17 protein-coding genes are annotated in these 18,465 nt (G+C 46.1%); 10 read left to right on the forward strand and 7 right to left on the reverse strand.

Features of this window, described 5'->3' with window-relative positions; all coding sequences use genetic code 11:
* Positions 1–23 precede the first annotated feature (23 nt).
* The 4 genes from HZF10_RS06760 (at position 24) to HZF10_RS06775 (ending at position 5,459) form a co-directional block, all read left to right on the forward strand.
* Positions 24–3,059, forward strand: coding sequence for a leucine--tRNA ligase (locus tag HZF10_RS06760; RefSeq protein ID WP_176005496.1), 3,036 nt, complete (start codon positions 24–26; stop codon positions 3,057–3,059).
* Between the two features lies 1 nt (position 3,060).
* Positions 3,061–3,564, forward strand: a complete 504-nt coding sequence (locus HZF10_RS06765) for a PH domain-containing protein (protein WP_176005439.1) — start codon at positions 3,061–3,063, stop codon at positions 3,562–3,564.
* Positions 3,561–4,694: an acyltransferase family protein gene (locus HZF10_RS06770; RefSeq protein ID WP_176005440.1), complete on the forward strand. Its 1,134-nt coding sequence runs from the start codon at positions 3,561–3,563 to the stop codon at positions 4,692–4,694. The genes HZF10_RS06765 and HZF10_RS06770 overlap by 4 nt, the downstream gene beginning before the upstream one ends.
* Positions 4,695–4,790: 96 nt before the next feature.
* Positions 4,791–5,459, forward strand: a complete 669-nt coding sequence (locus HZF10_RS06775) for a zinc metallopeptidase (RefSeq protein WP_371315642.1) — start codon at positions 4,791–4,793, stop codon at positions 5,457–5,459.
* An 86-nt stretch (positions 5,460–5,545) separates the two neighbouring features.
* On the opposite strand, the gene HZF10_RS06780 is transcribed toward HZF10_RS06775, so the two are convergent.
* Both HZF10_RS06780 and HZF10_RS06785 read right to left on the reverse strand, forming a co-directional pair.
* Positions 5,546–6,016: an Lrp/AsnC family transcriptional regulator gene (locus HZF10_RS06780; protein ID WP_176005442.1), complete on the reverse strand. Its 471-nt coding sequence runs from the start codon at positions 6,014–6,016 to the stop codon at positions 5,546–5,548.
* Between the two features lie 97 nt (positions 6,017–6,113).
* Positions 6,114–7,487, reverse strand: coding sequence for a saccharopine dehydrogenase family protein (locus tag HZF10_RS06785; RefSeq protein WP_176005443.1), 1,374 nt, complete (start codon positions 7,485–7,487; stop codon positions 6,114–6,116).
* Positions 7,488–7,578: 91 nt separating this feature from the next.
* Between HZF10_RS06785 and HZF10_RS06790 the strand changes: the two genes are divergently transcribed.
* Positions 7,579–7,962 (forward strand): DUF423 domain-containing protein, encoded by a 384-nt coding sequence (locus HZF10_RS06790; RefSeq protein ID WP_176005444.1) that lies wholly within the window; start codon positions 7,579–7,581, stop codon positions 7,960–7,962.
* 73 nt (positions 7,963–8,035) lie between these two features.
* Positions 8,036–9,664: a phosphoenolpyruvate carboxykinase (ATP) gene (gene pckA / locus HZF10_RS06795; protein ID WP_176005445.1), complete on the forward strand. Its 1,629-nt coding sequence runs from the start codon at positions 8,036–8,038 to the stop codon at positions 9,662–9,664.
* A gap of 252 nt (positions 9,665–9,916) precedes the next feature.
* Here pckA and HZF10_RS06800 read toward each other — a convergent pair whose 3' ends face one another.
* Together HZF10_RS06800 and HZF10_RS06805 are read right to left on the reverse strand one after the other, a co-directional pair.
* Complete coding sequence (locus HZF10_RS06800; protein ID WP_176005446.1) at positions 9,917–10,672, reverse strand: uroporphyrinogen-III synthase; 756 nt, start codon at positions 10,670–10,672, stop codon at positions 9,917–9,919.
* A 3-nt stretch (positions 10,673–10,675) separates the two neighbouring features.
* Complete coding sequence (locus HZF10_RS06805) at positions 10,676–11,341, reverse strand: DUF4271 domain-containing protein (RefSeq protein WP_176005447.1); 666 nt, start codon at positions 11,339–11,341, stop codon at positions 10,676–10,678.
* A 99-nt stretch (positions 11,342–11,440) separates the two neighbouring features.
* Between HZF10_RS06805 and HZF10_RS06810 the strand changes: the two genes are divergently transcribed.
* Genes HZF10_RS06810 through HZF10_RS06820 form a run of 3 tightly spaced genes read left to right on the forward strand, consistent with a single transcriptional unit; the run spans position 11,441 to position 13,892 of the window.
* Positions 11,441–12,166, forward strand: a complete 726-nt coding sequence (locus HZF10_RS06810; RefSeq protein WP_176005448.1) for a polyprenol monophosphomannose synthase — start codon at positions 11,441–11,443, stop codon at positions 12,164–12,166.
* Positions 12,166–13,506, forward strand: a complete 1,341-nt coding sequence (locus HZF10_RS06815; RefSeq protein ID WP_176005449.1) for a dihydroorotase — start codon at positions 12,166–12,168, stop codon at positions 13,504–13,506. Before HZF10_RS06810 ends, HZF10_RS06815 begins: the two co-directional genes overlap by 1 nt.
* Complete coding sequence (locus tag HZF10_RS06820; protein ID WP_176005450.1) at positions 13,503–13,892, forward strand: DUF4296 domain-containing protein; 390 nt, start codon at positions 13,503–13,505, stop codon at positions 13,890–13,892. Before HZF10_RS06815 ends, HZF10_RS06820 begins: the two co-directional genes overlap by 4 nt.
* A gap of 147 nt (positions 13,893–14,039) precedes the next feature.
* Here the strand turns inward: HZF10_RS06820 and HZF10_RS06825 are convergent, their stop codons facing one another.
* Positions 14,040–15,041, reverse strand: a complete 1,002-nt coding sequence (locus tag HZF10_RS06825) for an NAD-dependent epimerase/dehydratase family protein (RefSeq protein ID WP_176005451.1) — start codon at positions 15,039–15,041, stop codon at positions 14,040–14,042.
* Positions 15,042–15,389: 348 nt separating this feature from the next.
* On the opposite strand from HZF10_RS06825, the gene tyrS reads away from it, so the two are divergent.
* Entirely contained in the window at positions 15,390–16,688 is a 1,299-nt protein-coding gene (tyrS, locus tag HZF10_RS06830) for a tyrosine--tRNA ligase (RefSeq protein WP_176005452.1), read from the forward strand.
* A 49-nt stretch (positions 16,689–16,737) separates the two neighbouring features.
* Here tyrS and HZF10_RS06835 read toward each other — a convergent pair whose 3' ends face one another.
* Both HZF10_RS06835 and HZF10_RS06840 read right to left on the reverse strand, forming a co-directional pair.
* Entirely contained in the window at positions 16,738–17,466 is a 729-nt protein-coding gene (locus HZF10_RS06835) for a hypothetical protein (RefSeq protein ID WP_176005453.1), read from the reverse strand.
* Between the two features lie 4 nt (positions 17,467–17,470).
* The gene (locus tag HZF10_RS06840) at positions 17,471–18,451 is read right to left on the reverse strand and encodes a LuxE/PaaK family acyltransferase (RefSeq protein ID WP_176005454.1); all 981 of its coding nucleotides are present in this window, start codon (positions 18,449–18,451) and stop codon (positions 17,471–17,473) included.
* Between the last annotated feature and the right edge of the window lie 14 nt (positions 18,452–18,465).

Here is an 18,465-nt window from a genome sequence, read left to right on the forward strand (position 1 = left end):
AATCTGCCTTTGTGGCAAAAACTATGAAGTACAATCCGAACGAAATCGAAGCCCGCTGGCAAAAATACTGGGCCGAAAACAACACATTCGCCGCCTCGAACCATTCCGAAAAACCAAAATATTACGTGCTCGACATGTTTCCGTATCCATCGGGAGCAGGCTTGCACGTAGGTCATCCGCTGGGTTACATCGCCAGTGATATTTACGCGAGATACAAGCGTCACCAAGGTTTCAACGTGTTGCATCCGCAAGGTTACGACAGTTTCGGATTGCCGGCTGAACAGTATGCGATCCAAACCGGTCAACATCCGGAAAAGACTACCAAAGAAAACATCGCCCGTTATCGCGAACAGTTAGACAAAATCGGATTTTCGTTCGATTGGGAACGCGAAGTACGCACCTCGAATCCCGATTACTACAAATGGACGCAATGGATTTTCATCCAGCTTTTCAATTCGTGGTACAATTTCGATTCGAACCGTGCGGAATCGATCTGCACGCTTATCGACAAATTCGAAAAAGAAGGAAATGCCAACGTGAATGCGGCTTCCGACGACAATATTGAAATCTTCGACGCTGCTTTCTGGAATTCACTTTCTCCAAAAGCGCAAGACAGGATTCTACTAAAATATCGTTTGACTTATCTCGCCGAAACCGAAGTGAACTGGTGTCCGGGTCTGGGAACGGTTCTCGCCAACGACGAAATCGTGAACGGCGTTTCGGAGCGCGGCGGATTCCCCGTCATCCGCAAGAAAATGACGCAATGGAGCATGCGGATTTCTGCCTACGCGGAACGCTTGCTGCAAGGTTTGAACGACATCGACTGGACGCAATCTTTGAAAGACGCTCAGACGAACTGGATCGGAAAATCGGTCGGCGCTTCGGTCAAATTCCAGGTTGTCGGATACGAAGCCGAAATGGTCGCCGATCCGGACGATCCAATTATTGAAGTATTTACGACTCGTCCTGACACCATTTTCGGGGTCACGTTTTTGACGCTTGCTCCCGAACACGAACTCGTTTCCAAAATCGTCACCGAAGAACAAAAAGCCGAAATCGACGCCTATATCGACGCGACTTCCAAGCGTTCAGAGCGTGAAAGAATGGCCGATGTGAAAACCATTTCGGGAGCTTTTACGGGCGCTTACGCGATTCATCCGTTTACCGGTTTGCCGATTCCGATTTGGATTGGCGATTACGTTTTGGCAGGTTACGGAACCGGCGCCGTGATGGCCGTTCCTGCGGGCGACCAACGCGATTACGACTTCGCGACGCATTTCAAGATTCCGATCGAGAATATTTTCGAAGGCATTGATATTTCGAAAGAAGCATACGCGAGCAAAGACAACGTAAAACTCAAGAATTCCGACTTTTTGAACGGTTTGGATTACAAGTCCGCCACGAAAAAAGTTGTCGAAGAACTTGAGCAAATCAATGCCGGAAAAGGCAAGACGAACTACCGTTTGCGCGACGCCGTTTTCTCACGTCAACGCTATTGGGGTGAGCCGTTCCCGGTGTATTACAAGGAAGGTTTGCCACAGATGATCGATTTGCAGCATTTGCCAATCGTGCTTCCCGAAGTAGAAAAATATTTGCCGACCGAAGACGGTTCACCGCCACTCGGAAACGCTTCCGTTTGGGCTTGGAATACCGAAACCAACCAAGTCGTCTCAAACGATCTGATTGACGAAAAGACCATTTTCCCGCTAGAATTGAACACCATGCCGGGCTGGGCGGGCAGTTCGTGGTATTGGCTGCGTTATATGGACGCGCACAACAACGAGCGTTTCGTCTCTGAGCAAGCCGAGCAGTATTGGCAAAACGTCGACCTGTACATCGGCGGAAGCGAACACGCGACGGGCCATTTGTTGTATTCGCGTTTCTGGAATAAATTCCTGTTTGACCGCGGTTTTATCTCGAAAGACGAGCCGTTTAAGAAGTTGATTAATCAGGGAATGATTTTGGGGATGAGCGCTTTTGCATACAGTGTTATTTTAAGAAATGAAACCGCTGGCTCCGTAACGATATCTAGGCCTGAGAAACCATTATTGGTATCTTATCGATACTACGAAAAAATTCAAAAAAAGCTCGATGAAAGAATTTCTAAAGGTGGATTAAATGCTTACGTTGATCCTGAAGATTTGATTTGGAAAGAAGAACATTATGAAGTCGTCAGAAAGTTGGAAGAAAGAAATCCAAGTGTTTTTGAAGGTCATGAGCCTGACTTCAGTTTGCAAAAACTTCACGTAGATGTATCACTTTTAATTGGTACTTCGGACGAGTTGGACGTTGAGAAATTCAAACTTTGGAGAGATGAATTTGCTGAAGCAGATTTTTTATTTGAAGATGGAAAATATATAACTGGACGCGAAGTCGAAAAAATGTCCAAATCCAAATACAACGTCGTCAACCCCGACGATATCTGCGAAGAATACGGAGCAGACACGTTGCGACTGTACGAAATGTTCCTCGGGCCTCTCGAACAAGCCAAACCGTGGAATACCGCGGGAATCACGGGCGTTTTCGGATTTCTCAAAAAATTGTGGAAACTGTATTTCGACGACAACGGATTGGTCGTGACCTCGAACGAAGCGAGCAAAGACGCTTTGAAGACGTTGCACAAAACCATCAAAAAAGTGCAGGACGACATCGAAGGATTTTCGTTCAACACATCGGTTTCCCAATTTATGATCGCCGTGAACGAACTCACCGCGATGAATTGCCACGAGCGCACGATTCTCGAGCCGCTCGCGATCTTGATTTCGCCTTACGCGCCTCACATCGCCGAGGAATTGTGGCACCAATTGGGTCACCAAACCAGCATTTCGACTGCGCCTTTCCCGACATTTAATCCGGAACATTTGATCGAAAGCAGCAAGGAATATCCGGTTTCGTTCAACGGAAAGACGAAATTTTCGATTGAGCTTGGTTTGGATTTGAATCCGAAACAAATCGAGGAAATCATCTTGAAAGACGAGCGAACGATTACGCAACTCGGCGGAAATGCTCCGAAGAAAGTGATCGTCGTTCCGGGAAGAATCATCAACATCGTACTTTAAAATGAAGAAATACACGGCATCGCTAGACCTGACGGCAAAAATCATCACGGTTTGCGTTGCCGTCGTCCTCATTACAATTGCGGTAAGCGTTTGGGTCGCGCCCGAAGACGGCGAAGGAATCCGCGTCCGGATTTGGGTCACTTGCATGATGACCGCTATTCTAACGCTCGGATTTTCGTTTGCGCCGACGCGTTTTGCGTTAGGCGACGAAGGCATTACGATCCGTCGTTTCTGGACGGACGTTTTCATTCCGTTCGACAAAATAAAGTCTGCTCGAAAGGTCGAGAAAATCCCGAGCAAAGGCCTAATCCGAACCATGGGAAGCGGTGGATTCTTCGGTTATTACGGCTATTTTTCGAACACGGAATTCGGTGCGATGAAATGGTACGTGACGCACAGAAGCAACGTCATCATGATAGAAGTAGGAAGCGAGAAAGTATTGATTTCACCAGATGAGGAAGATGATTTCCTGGCCGTTCTGAGGCAAAAGACGAACTTTGAATGATAAGGAAGATCCTGCACATCGAAATGAGTCCAAATCGCATCTACGGACTTGATATATTACGTGCTTTTGCCATTCTTTTCGTGATGATGCACCATTGCGAAACGATGATCCCAAGCGAGAAATTCAAGTATTTGAGTGCTTTCATATTCGATGGGGTTGGGATATTTTTTGTGCTTAGCGGATTTTTGATCGGCGGAATCCTGATCAAGATCATCCAAAACCGAAAGTTCGGTTTTCGGGAACTGTTTTCGTTTTGGGCCAGGCGTTGGTTCCGGACCTTACCGAATTATATTTTGGTGCTGACGCTTCTTTTGACGCTTTCGGGTATTTTCCGCACAGGCTTCAACCCTTTGAACTATGCTGATTATTACGTTTTTTCGCAGAACTTGTTCGCGTATCACCCGCCTTTTTTTCCTGAAGCCTGGAGTCTGAGCGTCGAGGAATGGTTTTACATCATCGTCCCTTTACTGCTGTTCGGATTGGGTTTTTTTGTGAAAATCCGGCCAAAGCGCGATCTTCCGGTGTTGGCGGTCGTTTTGATCGTGACCGTGACCGCCTTCCGATATTACCGCTTCATCAATTTGGGTCAGACATCGCCCGAAGAATACGGTTTACTCTTCATGCGACAGGTTTCAACACGAATAGACGGAATCATGTTCGGGTTGATTGGTGCTTATTTCGCTTTTTTCCATCAAAGCGTCTGGATGCGTTTTAAATTGCCGATGCTTGTCGCAGGATTATTGCTTTTCGCGTTTGCAAGAATTGTCACATATGGTATTTTGGGCGATATGATGACCTACGTGTTCTCATTTACGTTGACTTCTTTGGCGACTTTGATGTTATTGCCGTTCCTTACAACCGTGAAAAGTGGAACGGGTTTGTTATTCCGTTTTTTCACGTACACGAGCCTTATATCTTATTCTATTTATCTCGTGAACTTCTCACTGGTGAAATTCTGGGTGATAAACAGATTGGATTGGGAAATCCTCGTAGGCAGAAACGGTTATTTGGTTATTGTTGTAAAGATTTGCTGTTTTTGGATTTTTACATACCTCATTTCTACTGTACTTTATAAATATTTTGAGGTTCCGATGATGAACGTGCGCGATCGTTTTTCCAAAAAAGAATGATTCAAGTTTAACAAAACTACAACGTGACATTTTGGCAAATGGTTTCAAATTTGATTGAAGCGAATCAAACCTAAAACTTGAATCAAAATGAATCCAATGTGGATACTGATAATCGGAATCATGATTGCGAGCTGGCTTGTCGGCCAACGTCTGCAATCCAAATTCGACAAATATTCCAAAATACAATTGCGCAACGGCATGAGCGGTGCTGAAATCGCGCAGCAAATGCTCGACGACCACGGAATCCGCGACGTCCGCGTAATATCGACTCCAGGCCGTTTGACCGACCATTACAATCCCGCGGATAAAACCGTAAACCTTTCCGAAGCCGTTTACAACCAACGAAATGCGGCCGCTGCAGCCGTTGCCGCCCATGAAGTCGGGCATGCGGTGCAACATGCAAAGGCGTATGCGATGCTGCAGTTCCGTTCGGCGATTGTTCCGGCGGTGAACGTGGCTTCTAAAGTGATGCCTTTCTTGCTTATCGGTGGGATTTTGCTGCTCAATTCGTTTCCGCAGTTGCTGCTCATCGGGATTTTGTTGTTTGCGACGACGACGGTGTTCTCGTTCGTGACGCTTCCCGTCGAATACGATGCGAGTAATCGCGCTTTGGCCTGGCTCGAAAACAAAAATATGGTGACGCGAGAAGAACACGACGGTGCGAAAGATGCGTTGAAATGGGCCGCGCGAACATATGTCGTAGCCGCGATTTCGTCACTCGCGACATTGCTGTACTATATTTCGATCTACAACAACCGCAGATAATGCAAAAACCGACATAAATGAAAAGTCCGTCCGCAGTGGCGGATTTTTTATGCGGATTGATAAATATGTGTGTAAATGATACGAGGTTACAGCTGGATTTGCCTCTCAATCTGCTGATCCAAAGAAATAAATGTCTCTGTCCTTGAAACGCCCGCGATCGGCTGTATCTTTTTATTGAGCAACTGCATCAGATGCTCGTTATCGCGACAAATGATCTTGATAAGGATTGACCAATTTCCGGTAGTGTAGTGGCATTCGAGTACTTCCGGGATTTTTTTGAGATCGCGTACCGCCTCAGAGTTACTCGATGCTTTTTCGAGATAAATGCCTACGAACGCCATCGTCGAATAACCCAGGACTTTTGTATCGACCACGAATTTCGACCCCGAAATCACACCGGCTTGTTCCAGTTTTCGCAGCCTTTGGTGGATCGCCGCTCCCGAAATCCCGATTTTATTCGCAATTTGCAAAATGGGTTTGCGCGCGTCTTCCATCAAATCGCGCAGAATCTGTTTGTCGATACCGTCGATTTCAATTTGTAACGAGTTTATCTTCATGGCTTTCGGTTTGAAAGCGAAGATAAGGATTTTGGTTTTAAATGGAAATGGTTGGGATTTCGACGTAGGAGAAATCTCAGCCGGACGCGTTGAATCATCAATTCCCCAACAATTTATCGGGATTGTACCCGATGTACGGCATTTCCGTCTCCTTGAAAATCACGCCGAATTCCTCGAGTTCTTCCAAAATCGGTTCGTAGACTTCCTTATTGATCGGAAGCTGGACGCCGGGTGTGGTGATTTTTCCGTTCAAGATCTGCAAAGTTGCCATCGCAACCGGCAATCCGACGGTTTTCGCCATTGCGGTATACGTTTGGTCGTCGCCGATGCACACCATTTTCGAATCGATTTGGTGTTCTTCTCCGTTGAGTTCGTACCCGAATTTGTGGTACATTACGATCATGTCTTTGTCGTCCGGTTTGAGCGACCATTTGTCCGAAAGTATTTTTTCAAGGATTTGTGCCGGAGTCGCATTCGGCAAACCGACGATTTTCTTCGGATTGAACAAATCGAGCTCGAGTAATTTATCCCAAATGATATCGTCCTGTTCGATACCGAGTTGCAGGCGAAGCTTGATCTCTACGGAATCAGTCGGATGATAAGGCAGGAAAAGGTTGATGAATTCGCGATACGAAATCGTGTCGGAATTGTCGATGACATAAGTGTCGTCGGTCATTCCCAACTGCACGAACATATTCCAGGCGCGCGAAAATCCGACGCGACGTATCGTTCCTCTATATAAGGTAAGAACGTCGTCGAGTCCGTAAACGCTGCGGTATTTCAACGAGTCGCGGTTGGCGTAACCCTCAAATTTTCCGTAACCTTCCACTTCGAGGAATTCGGTCCTGCGAAACAATTTATGGTAGGGGATGTATTTGTATTTTCCTTCCTGAATGAATTTCGCCGCTCCGCCTTGTCCGGCCAATACGACATTTCTCGGTGCCCAGGTGAATTTGTAATTCCACAGGTTGTCGTCCGATTCGGGAGCGACCAATCCGCCGCAAAACGATTCGAACAACAGCATTTTTCCGCCTTTTTCACGGATTTCGTCAATGATTTTCATCGCACTCATATGGTCGATTCCGGGGTCAAGCCCGATTTCGTTCATGAAAACGAGGCCGTTTTGCTTTGCGGCATCGTCCAAACTCGCCATCGCTTCACTTATATAGGAAGCCGTGACCATGTGTTTCTTGAGTGCGATACAATCTTTCGCGACTTCGATGTGCATGTGCGCCGGAAGCATCGAAATCACGATATCGGCTTTCCCGATTTCGGCCATCCTTTGTTCCTTGTCACGGATGTCGAGTGCGATCGCCGTAGCGTTTGCGTGGTTCGCGGTTTTTCTCTGTGCGAGTTCAAGCGAAAGGTCGCCTATGGTCAGGTGAAGGTTCTCGATGTCCGATTTATTGAGCAGATATTGGATAAGCGACGAAGCCGAACGGCCGGCTCCTATGATCAGGATGTTTCTCATTTTTGAAAGAATAGTGCGCCAAAGGTAAACGGGCAAATATTAAAATCAAAATTTGGGTCGATTTGCGCTACTTTTGTTGAAAATCATCAAAATGGACAGAAAACTGTTGATCGCGGGTACTTTTTTCGGAATGACAGCAATCGTTTTGGGCGCATTCGGAGCTCACGCGTTGAAACAAATCTTAAATGCAGAACAATTGCAGACGTTCGAAACCGGTGTCAAATACCAAATGTATCACGCGCTTTTCTTGTTGTTCGTAGGCGCGTATTCCGGAATTTCGGCAAAGTCCAAGAACATTATCTTTTGGTTAATTTTTACGGGTGTGATATTCTTTTCGGGCTCGATTTATTTGTTGGCGACGGGCGCGGCCGAAAACTTTAACAAAATTATCGGACCGATAACTCCGATCGGCGGAATGCTGTTAATTATCGGTTGGTTTGTGCTTCTCATCGATTTTTTTCGCCAAAAATCTTAAAATTACGAAATCGTTATAGTTCGTAAATTTTAATTTCTATTTTTGTCACGCAAACAACTACTAGCAACAATTCATGGAGAATTACGCCCAAATTACGAAATCGATTTCGCTTGCCCAATACGGAATCGAGAATGCAGCGGAAATCATTTACAATCCAAGTTACGAGCAACTGTTTGAGGATGAGTTGAATTCCTCTTTGGAAGGTTTTGAAAAAGGCCAGATGTCTGAACTTGGCGCAGTGAATGTGATGACGGGAGAGTTCACAGGACGTTCCCCGAAAGATAAATATATCGTTAAGGACGACGTTACGAAAGATACCATTTGGTGGACATCGGAAAAAGCGGCCAACGACAACAAACCGATTTCGCAAGGTACTTGGAATGCGCTAAAGGAAACGACCCTAAAGCAACTTTCAGGAAAGAAATTATATGTGGTGGATGCTTTTTGCGGCGCCAACCAGGACACGCGCCTGAAAGTGCGTTTCATCATGGAAGTGGCCTGGCAGGCACATTTCGTGAAGAATATGTTCATCCGTCCGACCGAGGAAGAGCTAGACAATTTCGATGAGCCGGACTTCATCGTGATGAACGCTTCCAAAACGCATTTCGAAGATTACAAAGCCCACGGATTGAATTCCGAAGTTTATATCGCGTTCAACCTTACCGAGAAGATGCAGCTTATTGGCGGTACTTGGTACGGTGGCGAGATGAAAAAGGGAATGTTCGCGATGATGAACTATTACCTTCCACTTCAGGGAATCGCGTCGATGCACTGTTCGGCCAACAAAGGAAAAGAGGGCGATGTGGCCGTGTTCTTCGGATTGTCCGGAACCGGAAAAACCACGCTTTCTACCGATCCGAAACGCGAATTGATCGGTGACGACGAGCACGGATGGGATAACGAAGGTGTCTTCAATTTCGAAGGCGGATGCTACGCAAAGACCATCAACCTTAATAAAGAAGCCGAACCGGATATTTTCAATGCGATTCGCAAAGATGCCTTGCTCGAAAACGTAACGGTAGACGCAAACGGAAAGATTGATTTTAACGATGGTTCGGTGACACAGAATACACGTGTTTCGTATCCGATCTATCACATCGATAATATCGTAAAACCGGTTTCTAAGGCCGGTCACGCCTCAAAAGTAATTTTTCTGACTGCCGATGCTTTCGGTGTTATGCCACCGGTTTCGAAGCTTACGCCAGAACAGACACAATATTATTTCCTATCCGGATTTACAGCTAAGCTTGCCGGAACGGAGCGAGGCGTAACCGAACCCCAACCCACGTTTTCAGCCTGTTTCGGCAAAGCTTTCCTAACACTTCACCCGTCTAAATACGGAGCGGAACTCGTGAAGAAAATGGAAGAGCACAACGCGACGGCTTACATGGTAAACACGGGCTGGAACGGAACTGGAAAGCGTATTTCGATCAAAGATACGCGTGCGATCATCGACAGGATTCTTGACGGATCTATCGAGCATGCCGAAATGCAACAGATCCCGGTGTTCAACCTAAGCGTACCGACAGGATTGGAAGGAGTCGATACAAACATTCTCGATCCGAGAAACACGTATCAAAACGCGTCCGAATGGACAGAAAAAGCACATAACCTCGGAAAACTCTTTGTAGAGAATTTCCAACAATATACAGATTCGTCTGAAGCCGCAAACCTGGTGAAAGCCGGGCCGCAATTGTCTTAGTTTTTTTGATTTTTAGAGGTTACGAAAAAGCGCTGTCACACGTTGATGGCGCTTTTTTAATTTGGTGTATGTCGAAGATTATTGCGCCCGAGCGAAGATGACTCTTGCCGCAAAAAACAGCAGTTCCGCGCGATGCTCTGGCGTCGCGCATTTTGCTTCTTTTCTGCGAGGAAAAGAAGAAATAGATTTGGAAGCGAAGCTTTCAAACAAAAAGGCCACTCGAAGAGCGGCTTTTAAACTATAGAGTGGAGTTTATTTCTCTTTATTGACTTTAGCAATATACTTATCCAATGCCATCGTCATCGAAGGAGCTTCCGGAGACGGCGCCATAATATCGACACGCAAACCATGTGCTTCGGCTTCTTTTTGCACGGAGCTTCCAAAAACCGCAATCCTTGTCTCGTTTTGAGCGAAGTCAGGGAAGTTTTTGAACAACGACTTGATTCCGGTCGGGCTAAAGAAAGCCAGCACGTCGTAGTACACGTCGGCCAAGTCTGAAAGGTCGCTCATGACGGTGCGGTAAAACGTCCCGACTGTCCAATCGACTTTAAGGTTATTCAAAGTTTGCGGAGCATCTGGGTTTTGTTGGTCTGAAGCCGGTAAAAGGAATTTCTCGTCCTTGTACTTCTTGATCAACGGCGACATGTCGGCAAAATCTTTCTGTCCGACATAAATCTTGCGCTTGCGGTATACGACATACTTTTGCAGATAAAACGCGATGGCTTCGCTTTGGCAGAAGTATTTCAAGCCTTCAGGTACTTTATAGCGCATTTCGTCGGCCACGCGGAAAAAATGATCGACCGCGTTCTTGCTCGTCAAAATGATGGCTGTATATTGGCTGATGTCGATTTTCTGTTGTCTGATTTCCTTTGCAGGAACGCCTTCGACATGAATGAAAGGCCTAAAATCGATCTTTACTTTATGCTTCTGCGAGAGCTCAAAGTAAGGGGAATTCTCCACCTTAGGTTCCGGTTGGGAAACCAGAATAGTTTTCACTTTGTTTGGCATTTTCTAACTTTTTGTAAACCAATAATACATGAAATAGTAGGGTGCTATTTCGAGTGTGCAAAGATACAAAATAAAATAGAACAACTTGCTCGCCAAGATGTTTTGATAATTTCTTAATGAAACGATATAAGTGAGCGCGTTGATTAGTAAAATCATACCGATTAACACCAAAAATAAGTTTTTTGGCGTGCCCGTGTTGAAGTACAAGATGATGTCTACGGGTAAAAGCAGCAATCCAACGTAAGTGCGATAACTCACCTTCTGTAAATTGAACTGCTCGACGAACTCATCTATGTTGAATGAGGCCGCTATGATTTTCTCGATAAGATATTTGGATAGGATGAAAACGCCCAGCAATCCGAAAATCCTGATGAACAAAAGCCAATCGCCTTTGTCGGCATATCCGAAATTGTACAACGTCAATTGGATGAAGAATGCCAGCGAAATCAAATGCAACCCGAAAAGCAACACGTTGAACCAACTCATGAGGTTGCTGTTGTCGCGGTACACCTTGATGTATTTGTCTGAAATTCCGAGTCTCGTGAACTCTGCGAAGCGCGTCTCAAAAAGCGAGCGCGTCAACGCGATAAGCACGAAGCATAAGACGAACAGCACGATCGCCCAGTCTTTGTTCTCTATCAATCTCGGATTCAGGAAACTCTCATTCATAACGCAGCAAAAGTACTAAAAACAACGCCCTAATTATTATAATTTTCTTGGGATTCATGTGGGTCAAATACCTTATTTTTGCCCCGAAATACGCACTTTATGAGCGACGGGCTGGTCATTATCCCTACGTATAACGAAATTGAGAACGTCGAGAGTATCGTGAGAGCGGTGCTTTCTTTGCATCGACAATTCGATTTGCTTATCGTAGACGATAATTCACCCGACGGAACGGCCAAAAAAGTCATCGAACTCCAATCGGAATTCCCAAATAGGCTGCACCTCGAGCAACGACAATCGAAATCGGGTCTCGGAACGGCTTATGTGCACGGTTTCAAATGGGCACTCGCACGTCATTACGCCTACATTTTCGAAATGGATGCCGATTTCTCGCACAATCCTGCTGATCTCGAAAAACTGTACGAAGCCTGTCATTTCGGTACGGGCGACGTGGCCATCGGATCGCGATACGTGACAGGAGTGAATGTCGTAAACTGGCCGTTAAGCCGCGTATTGATGTCGTACTACGCCTCACGATATGTCGAAATGGTCATGGGAATGGGCGTAAACGACGCAACCGCAGGCTTTATGTGTTATAAAAGACAGGTTTTGGAAAGCATCGGAATCGACAAAATAAAATTTGTCGGCTATGCGTTCCAAATCGAAATGAAATACCGCGCGTTCGCCAAAGGTTTCAATCTGGTCGAAGTGCCGATCATTTTCACCGACCGCACCAAAGGCGAATCCAAAATGAGTTCGGCCATCTTCAAAGAAGCTATGGTTGGTGTTTTGGGATTGCGCTGGAAAAAAATGCTGAATAGACTATAATGAACAGGATACTGATTAAAAACGCCAAAATCGTAAACGAAGGTAAAATCGTAGAAGGCGACGTACTGATCGAAGGCGAAATCATCAAAGAAATAGCCGAATCGATCAGCGCCAAATCGTCTGATACCAAAATCATCGATGCCGAAGGAAACTATCTCATTCCGGGCGCGATCGACGATCAGGTGCATTTCCGCGAGCCGGGATTGACCCACAAAGGCGACATTGCGTCCGAATCGCGTGCTGCTGTTGCCGGAGGCGTCACTTCGTTCATCGAACAGCCGAATACGGTGCCGAATGCCGTGACTCAGGAAATCCTCGAAGAAAAATACCAGGTCGCTTCACAGAAATCGTATGCCAACTATTCGTTCATGATGGGCGCGGCAAACGATAACTTGGAAGAAGTGCTTAAGACGAACCCGAAAAACGTAGCCGGAATCAAGATTTTCCTGGGCTCATCTACCGGAAACATGCTGGTCGACAACGAAGCCGTGCTCGAGCGCATTTTCGCCTCGACGCCTATGTTGATCGCCGTCCATTGCGAAGACGAGCAAACCATAAAAGACAATCTCGAAAAGTTCAAGGCCGAGTATGGCGAAGATGTTCCGGTAACGGCGCATCATTTGATCCGAAGTGCCGAAGCGTGTTATATTTCATCTTCAAAAGCGGTTGCGTTAGCGAAGAAAACTGGGGCGAGGCTACACATTTTCCACTTGTCGACGGCAAAAGAGATGGAGCTTTTCCGCAATGACATCCCGCTTGAGGAAAAGAAGATCACGGCCGAAGTGTGCGTGCATCATTTGTGGTTTACCGATAAGGATTACGCGACCAAAGGCAATTTCATCAAATGGAATCCTGCGGTAAAGACCGAAGAAGACCGCGATGCGTTGTGGGAAGCCTTGCTCGACGGACGAATCGACGTAATCGCCACCGATCACGCGCCTCATACGTTAGAAGAAAAACAACAGTCCTATCTGAAAGCTCCGTCTGGCGGACCGCTTGTGCAACATTCGGTCGTGGCGATGTTCGAAGCGCATTTCCAAGGGAAAATTTCTGTAGAGAAAATCGTCGAGAAAATGGCGCACAATCCGGCAAAATTGTTCAAGATTGAAAAACGCGGATTTATCCGTGAAGGTTATCAGGCCGATTTGGCCATAGTCAACCCAAGTTCACCTTGGACGGTAAGCAAATCGAACATTCTATACAAATGCGGATGGTCACCTTTCGAAGGTTTCAGCTTCAAGTCGCGCATTATGCATACTTTCGTGAACGGCCAACATGTGTATACGGCTGGAAAAGTTAAGGAAATCAAGGCCGGCCAACGACTTTTATTCGACAGATGAGAAAAATTATCGCCATAACGTTCGTGTATTTGCTTTCGGCTTGCGGAAGCTCGGGTGTAGAAAAACCCAACAAGCTAATCGACGAAGATACTATGGTCGATATTTTCTACGATCTGGCGTTGCTCGAAGCGATCAAAGCGCACAATCCAGGTGTGATACAAAACGCGAAAAATCCGAATAAATACATTTACGAGAAATACAAGATCGACAGTTTGCAATTTGCACAAAGCAATCGGTATTACGCTACAGACATCAAGCGCTACAAAGAAATGTACAGTCGGGTTGGCAAAAGGCTGGAACGCAATAGTAAAGAGATGGATTCCTTGTTGAACAAAGACAAGTCGAATCCTGAGGTGAAGCTGCCTGAACAAGGCGTGGTGAAATGACTTGTCGGATCCGCTAATTTTTTTTGGTTTTGCCAGACCTAACAGGTTTTTTGGGCAAATCAGTTGGAAACCTGTTAGGTCTTTATCGAAGTTCGGCTTTTTTTGCGAAATGCCGTTACAGATTTTCTGTAGCAAATCTTAAAATTTCTACTTTTTTCCTTTTTGTATACGCACGGTTTCACGGATGTATTCATGTATCGGCGTGAATTCGAAACCCAAAGCCGTCCTGATTTTATCGTTTGAAAATTTCCTGTGGCGATGGAACGCATCCGAAGTTTCGGCGAACAATTTGCGTTTCTTCCCAAAAAGCGAAGCGAGCCAATCCGCAAAAACCGCAAAAGTCGTCAACCATCTTCCGGCATTGATTTTTGGGCGTTTTACCGATAAAGCGTCGGCAATTTTATACGCCATGTCGCGCAACACGAGGTGTTCTCCTATCAGGATAAATCGTTCTCCCGAAATATCGCTTTCCATTAAAGAAATCATGGCCGAAACTACATCTTTCACCGCTACAAAACCCGTCGAACCCGTCGTGTAGAACGGGAATCCTTTTTCAATGGTCGAGAAAATCGCGCCGCTGCCGTCGTTCCAAAATCCAGGTCCGATGATGATTCCGGGAACTACCGAAACCGTTTCAAGGCCTTCCTGCCAACCGCGCCACACTTCCATTTCGGCTCCATATTTCGAGATGCCGTAATCGGAATGGTGTTTCTCTGGATTCCATTCGGTCTCTTCGGTCAGGATCTTCTCGCCTTCCTTAAGGTCGCCCAAAGCCGCAACCGAACTCACATGACACAGTTTTTTGATGCCGAAGTCGATGCAACAATTCACGACGTTTGCCGTGCCTTCTATATTGACTTTGCGCATTTTTTCTTCGTCTTTCGGATCGAACGAGATAAACGCGGCGCAATGATACACGCGTTCGACGTCGACGAATGCTTTTTCAAATACGGGAATGTCGAGAATGTCGGCCTGAATCCATTCGATTTGAGGAAAAAGCGATTCTTTTCCGTAAAGTTTGAACAGGTTTTCGGTTTTGGATTTCGAAACTTCAGAACGAAAGATACCGCGCACTTTTTCGCCTTTTTCAAGCAAACGTAAAGTGAGATGGGAGCCGACGAGGCCGGTTGTTCCGGTGATGAGGTTCATGGTTTAAAGATAGTCGTTCGCGTCGGAATTGGAAAGCTTTCAGCAGTTTTTCAAAAATTGGATTCTGCACTTTTAGACCTAACAGGTTAAGAGAGGAAGAGGACGTGTAACCTGTTAGGTCTAAGCGAAGTTAGCATGTGAAAATTTAAATCGGTTACAGTTTTTATGCATCAAATGTTAAGGTTTGGACTTTGAGTGGTTGATCAGATTCCTCCTTCGTCGGAATCCTTGAGAATTCCAAGTTCAGCCAATGCGATTAACTTCCATTTCCACCCTTCGACTAATATCCCTATTTTTGCACACTCGAGGCCGAAGGCCGAACTGAACTGTAAGTTAAAATTTTATCAAATGAAAAACCTAGTAGAAGAACTCAAGTGGCGCGGGCTTTACCACGACGCCATGCCCGGAACCGAAGAGCAACTTTTGAAAGAGGCGACTACGGCTTATATTGGGTTCGATCCTACTGCCGATTCACTTCACATCGGGTCGATGGTGCAGATCATTTTGCTGTGCCATTTGCGCCGTTTCGGACACAAGCCGATCGCTTTGGTCGGAGGTGCGACGGGAATGATCGGCGATCCATCCGGAAAATCTGACGAAAGGAATTTGCTTGACGAAGCGACGTTGAACCACAACGTGAACGGTATCAAAAACGTGCTCTCACGCTTTTTGGATTTCGATGCGACAGATGCGAACGCTCCGATCCTCGTCAACAATTACGATTGGATGAAGACGTTTTCTTTCCTCGATTTCGTGCGCGACGTCGGCAAGAGAATCACCGTGAATTATATGATGGCGAAGGATTCGGTCAAGAAACGTCTGTCTGGCGAAGTCGGCGACGGCATGTCGTTTACCGAATTTACGTACCAATTGATACAAGGTTACGATTTCTACCATTTGCACAAAGAATTCAACTGTGTACTCCAGATGGGCGGCTCCGATCAATGGGGAAATATCACGACGGGAACCGAATTGGTGCGTCGTTTGAACAGTCACGAAGCGAAGGCTTTTGCTCTCACGACTCCGCTTGTAACGAAGGCCGACGGTTCTAAATTCGGCAAGTCCGAAGGCGGAAACGTTTGGCTTGACGCCGACAAAACTTCGGTCTATAAATTCTACCAATTCTGGGTAAACGTGTCCGATGAGGATGCCGAAAAATACATCAAGATTTTTACGTTCCTAGATAAAGAAACGATCGACGCGTTGATCGAAGAACACCGTCAGGCGCCGCATTTGCGCGTGTTGCAGAAACGTTTGGCCGAAGAAATCACGACGTTCGTACACTCGAAAGAAGAACTCGAAAAAGCGATCCAGGCGTCAAATATCTTGTTCGGAAACTCAACCGCGGACGACTTGAAATCGCTTGATGAAAAAACGTTTTTGGAGATTTTCGACGGCGTTCCTCAAGCCGAAATTTCAAAATCGGATTTGAAAGAAGGTTTGGATATCGTGACGGTCTTGAATGAAAAATCAGGGTTTATGAAGTCGAACGGCGAGGCGAGACGCGCGTTGCAGGAAAACTCGATTTCGGTGAACCGCGATAAAGTCGCCGACGGTTTTACGCTAACCGAAACCGATCTGATCAACGGAACGTTCGTGTTGTTGCAACGCGGCAAGAAGAATTATTTCGTATTGAGATTCGTCTGATTCCGAAAAATAAACGCTTAATGAACTTCCCGGTAGACGCCGGGATTTTTTATGGAGTAAAGTCGATCAGAATGCGGTTCGACGTGAAAACTCCGGATACGAAATCGGGCATGGTTTCCAACTTTTTGTAATCATCGGCCGTCATTTGGGACTTGAACGGTTCGCGCATCGACAAGACGACCAATTCCAGATAATGCTGTTTTTTTGGGTCGATGTAGAATTCGTTTTCGTCATAACGGAAATACAACTCCTTGTCCCAAAAGAAAACCTGGCTGTACGATTTGGTTTCTCCGGGCTTCAATGTCAAAACTTCCGAAAGCACGTCGCGTTTTTTGTAGGTGATCGTGCTGTCCTGAATTTTTCCGTATCGGATATATTCGTCGATCTGCGTTTCGGTCATCGTAAAATTTTCGCGCAGCATTTTTTTTGCGATTTCGATTTTGTCCGGATCGGATGCGTCGATTTCAACGCGTTTCGACTTGCTGTTTGAATCGTAGCGGTCGAAAGCATCTCCCAAATCGAGCGCCTGATTTTCTTCGTATATCTTGTAATGTACCGAATTCGACATCGAACCATATTGGATAGACGAGAAGTTATTGGGCTTGAGAAGAAACGAAATCGGCTTTTTAGCGGGATTGTGAAGGTGGAAATGCAGTTTGTACTTGCGCTCCCCGTTTTGGATGTCTGTATGCGAAATGCTGTCGATCGCAATTTGCAGCGATGGTTTTTGCGCAGCCGCAATCGTACACCAAAGCAGAAGGAAAAGCGCGTGTTTCATATCGTTATAACACCATCAAATTGCATCCGCGGATGTCGGAATTGTCGAATCGGCCCAAAACCTCGAAACTGCCGTCGGGATATTTTTTGCCCAAATCCTGGGTTGCGATGAATGAACATGAGTTGATGTTCGCCAAATCGATCACGTTCACGCCTCCGGTTTTTCCGAAACCGACATAAGACAAAGCGTCTTCGGTATCCCGCGTGAGGATGTGCATCCAATTCGGGCATTCGAAAATCCCGTCGCCGAGCGAGTACGCCTGAGACAACAATTCGGTCATGCCATATTCCGAATGGATCGACGACACGCCGAAACCACTACATAAAATCTCGTGCAATTCCTCACGGATCATTTCTTTTCGTTTGCCTTTCATACCGCCGGTTTCCATGATAACGGTGTTCTGCAGCTGAAATTGTTGCTTTTCGACCAAGTCAAGAAGCGCGTAGGTGACGCCGATCAAAAGCACGTTTTGCCCTGATTCGTCCAATGTGATTAGTTTTTGGATTAGCTCGTCGTAATTGTGCAGATAAAATCCGCTATCGGGATTATTGCTGCCTTCGATAAGGTCGTTCACCATGTAAATGAGCGACGAACCCTCACGTTCGAGATAACTTGGCAGAAGCGCCAAAACGACGTAATCTTCTATGTTTCCGTAGAATTGCGAAAATGCCTGGCGGAAACTGCGTTCGTACCAAGAAACGTCGGTGACCAAGTGTTTGCTTGTGATGGCGCCCGTTGTTCCCGAACTCGTAAAAGTTTCCTGCACGGAGCCGGCGCCTGTAATCACATCTCGGCTTTTGAAGAACTGTATGGGTAGGAAAGGGATTGCTTCGAGTGATTTCACCTGCTGTTTGTCTGTCCCGAGGAAGTTACAGAATTCGCGATATACGATATTGTTTTCGTGCTGATGCCGGAAAACTTTGAGCGCGATTTTCTCGAACTGTTTCTGGGAAGTGATGTTGAAGATGTCGTCTGGGGAAATCAAGGGAAGCGGTTTTA

The organism is Flavobacterium agri (assembly GCF_013401995.1).
In the GTDB taxonomy this organism is placed as follows: Bacteria; Bacteroidota; Bacteroidia; order Flavobacteriales; family Flavobacteriaceae; genus Flavobacterium; species Flavobacterium agri.

Coding starts and splice junctions, on each gene's coding strand:
- HZF10_RS06760 (WP_176005496.1), top strand. CDS start 24: ATGAAGTACAATCCGAACGAAATCGAAGCCCGCTGGCAAAAATACTGG.
- HZF10_RS06765 (WP_176005439.1), top strand. CDS start 3,061: ATGAAGAAATACACGGCATCGCTAGACCTGACGGCAAAAATCATCACG.
- HZF10_RS06770 (WP_176005440.1), top strand. CDS start 3,561: ATGATAAGGAAGATCCTGCACATCGAAATGAGTCCAAATCGCATCTAC.
- HZF10_RS06775 (WP_371315642.1), top strand. CDS start 4,791: ATGTGGATACTGATAATCGGAATCATGATTGCGAGCTGGCTTGTCGGC.
- HZF10_RS06780 (WP_176005442.1), bottom strand. CDS start 6,016: ATGAAGATAAACTCGTTACAAATTGAAATCGACGGTATCGACAAACAG.
- HZF10_RS06785 (WP_176005443.1), bottom strand. CDS start 7,487: ATGAGAAACATCCTGATCATAGGAGCCGGCCGTTCGGCTTCGTCGCTT.
- HZF10_RS06790 (WP_176005444.1), top strand. CDS start 7,579: ATGGACAGAAAACTGTTGATCGCGGGTACTTTTTTCGGAATGACAGCA.
- pckA (WP_176005445.1), top strand. CDS start 8,036: ATGGAGAATTACGCCCAAATTACGAAATCGATTTCGCTTGCCCAATAC.
- HZF10_RS06800 (WP_176005446.1), bottom strand. CDS start 10,672: ATGCCAAACAAAGTGAAAACTATTCTGGTTTCCCAACCGGAACCTAAG.
- HZF10_RS06805 (WP_176005447.1), bottom strand. CDS start 11,341: ATGAATGAGAGTTTCCTGAATCCGAGATTGATAGAGAACAAAGACTGG.
- HZF10_RS06810 (WP_176005448.1), top strand. CDS start 11,441: ATGAGCGACGGGCTGGTCATTATCCCTACGTATAACGAAATTGAGAAC.
- HZF10_RS06815 (WP_176005449.1), top strand. CDS start 12,166: ATGAACAGGATACTGATTAAAAACGCCAAAATCGTAAACGAAGGTAAA.
- HZF10_RS06820 (WP_176005450.1), top strand. CDS start 13,503: ATGAGAAAAATTATCGCCATAACGTTCGTGTATTTGCTTTCGGCTTGC.
- HZF10_RS06825 (WP_176005451.1), bottom strand. CDS start 15,041: ATGAACCTCATCACCGGAACAACCGGCCTCGTCGGCTCCCATCTCACT.
- tyrS (WP_176005452.1), top strand. CDS start 15,390: ATGAAAAACCTAGTAGAAGAACTCAAGTGGCGCGGGCTTTACCACGAC.
- HZF10_RS06835 (WP_176005453.1), bottom strand. CDS start 17,466: ATGAAACACGCGCTTTTCCTTCTGCTTTGGTGTACGATTGCGGCTGCG.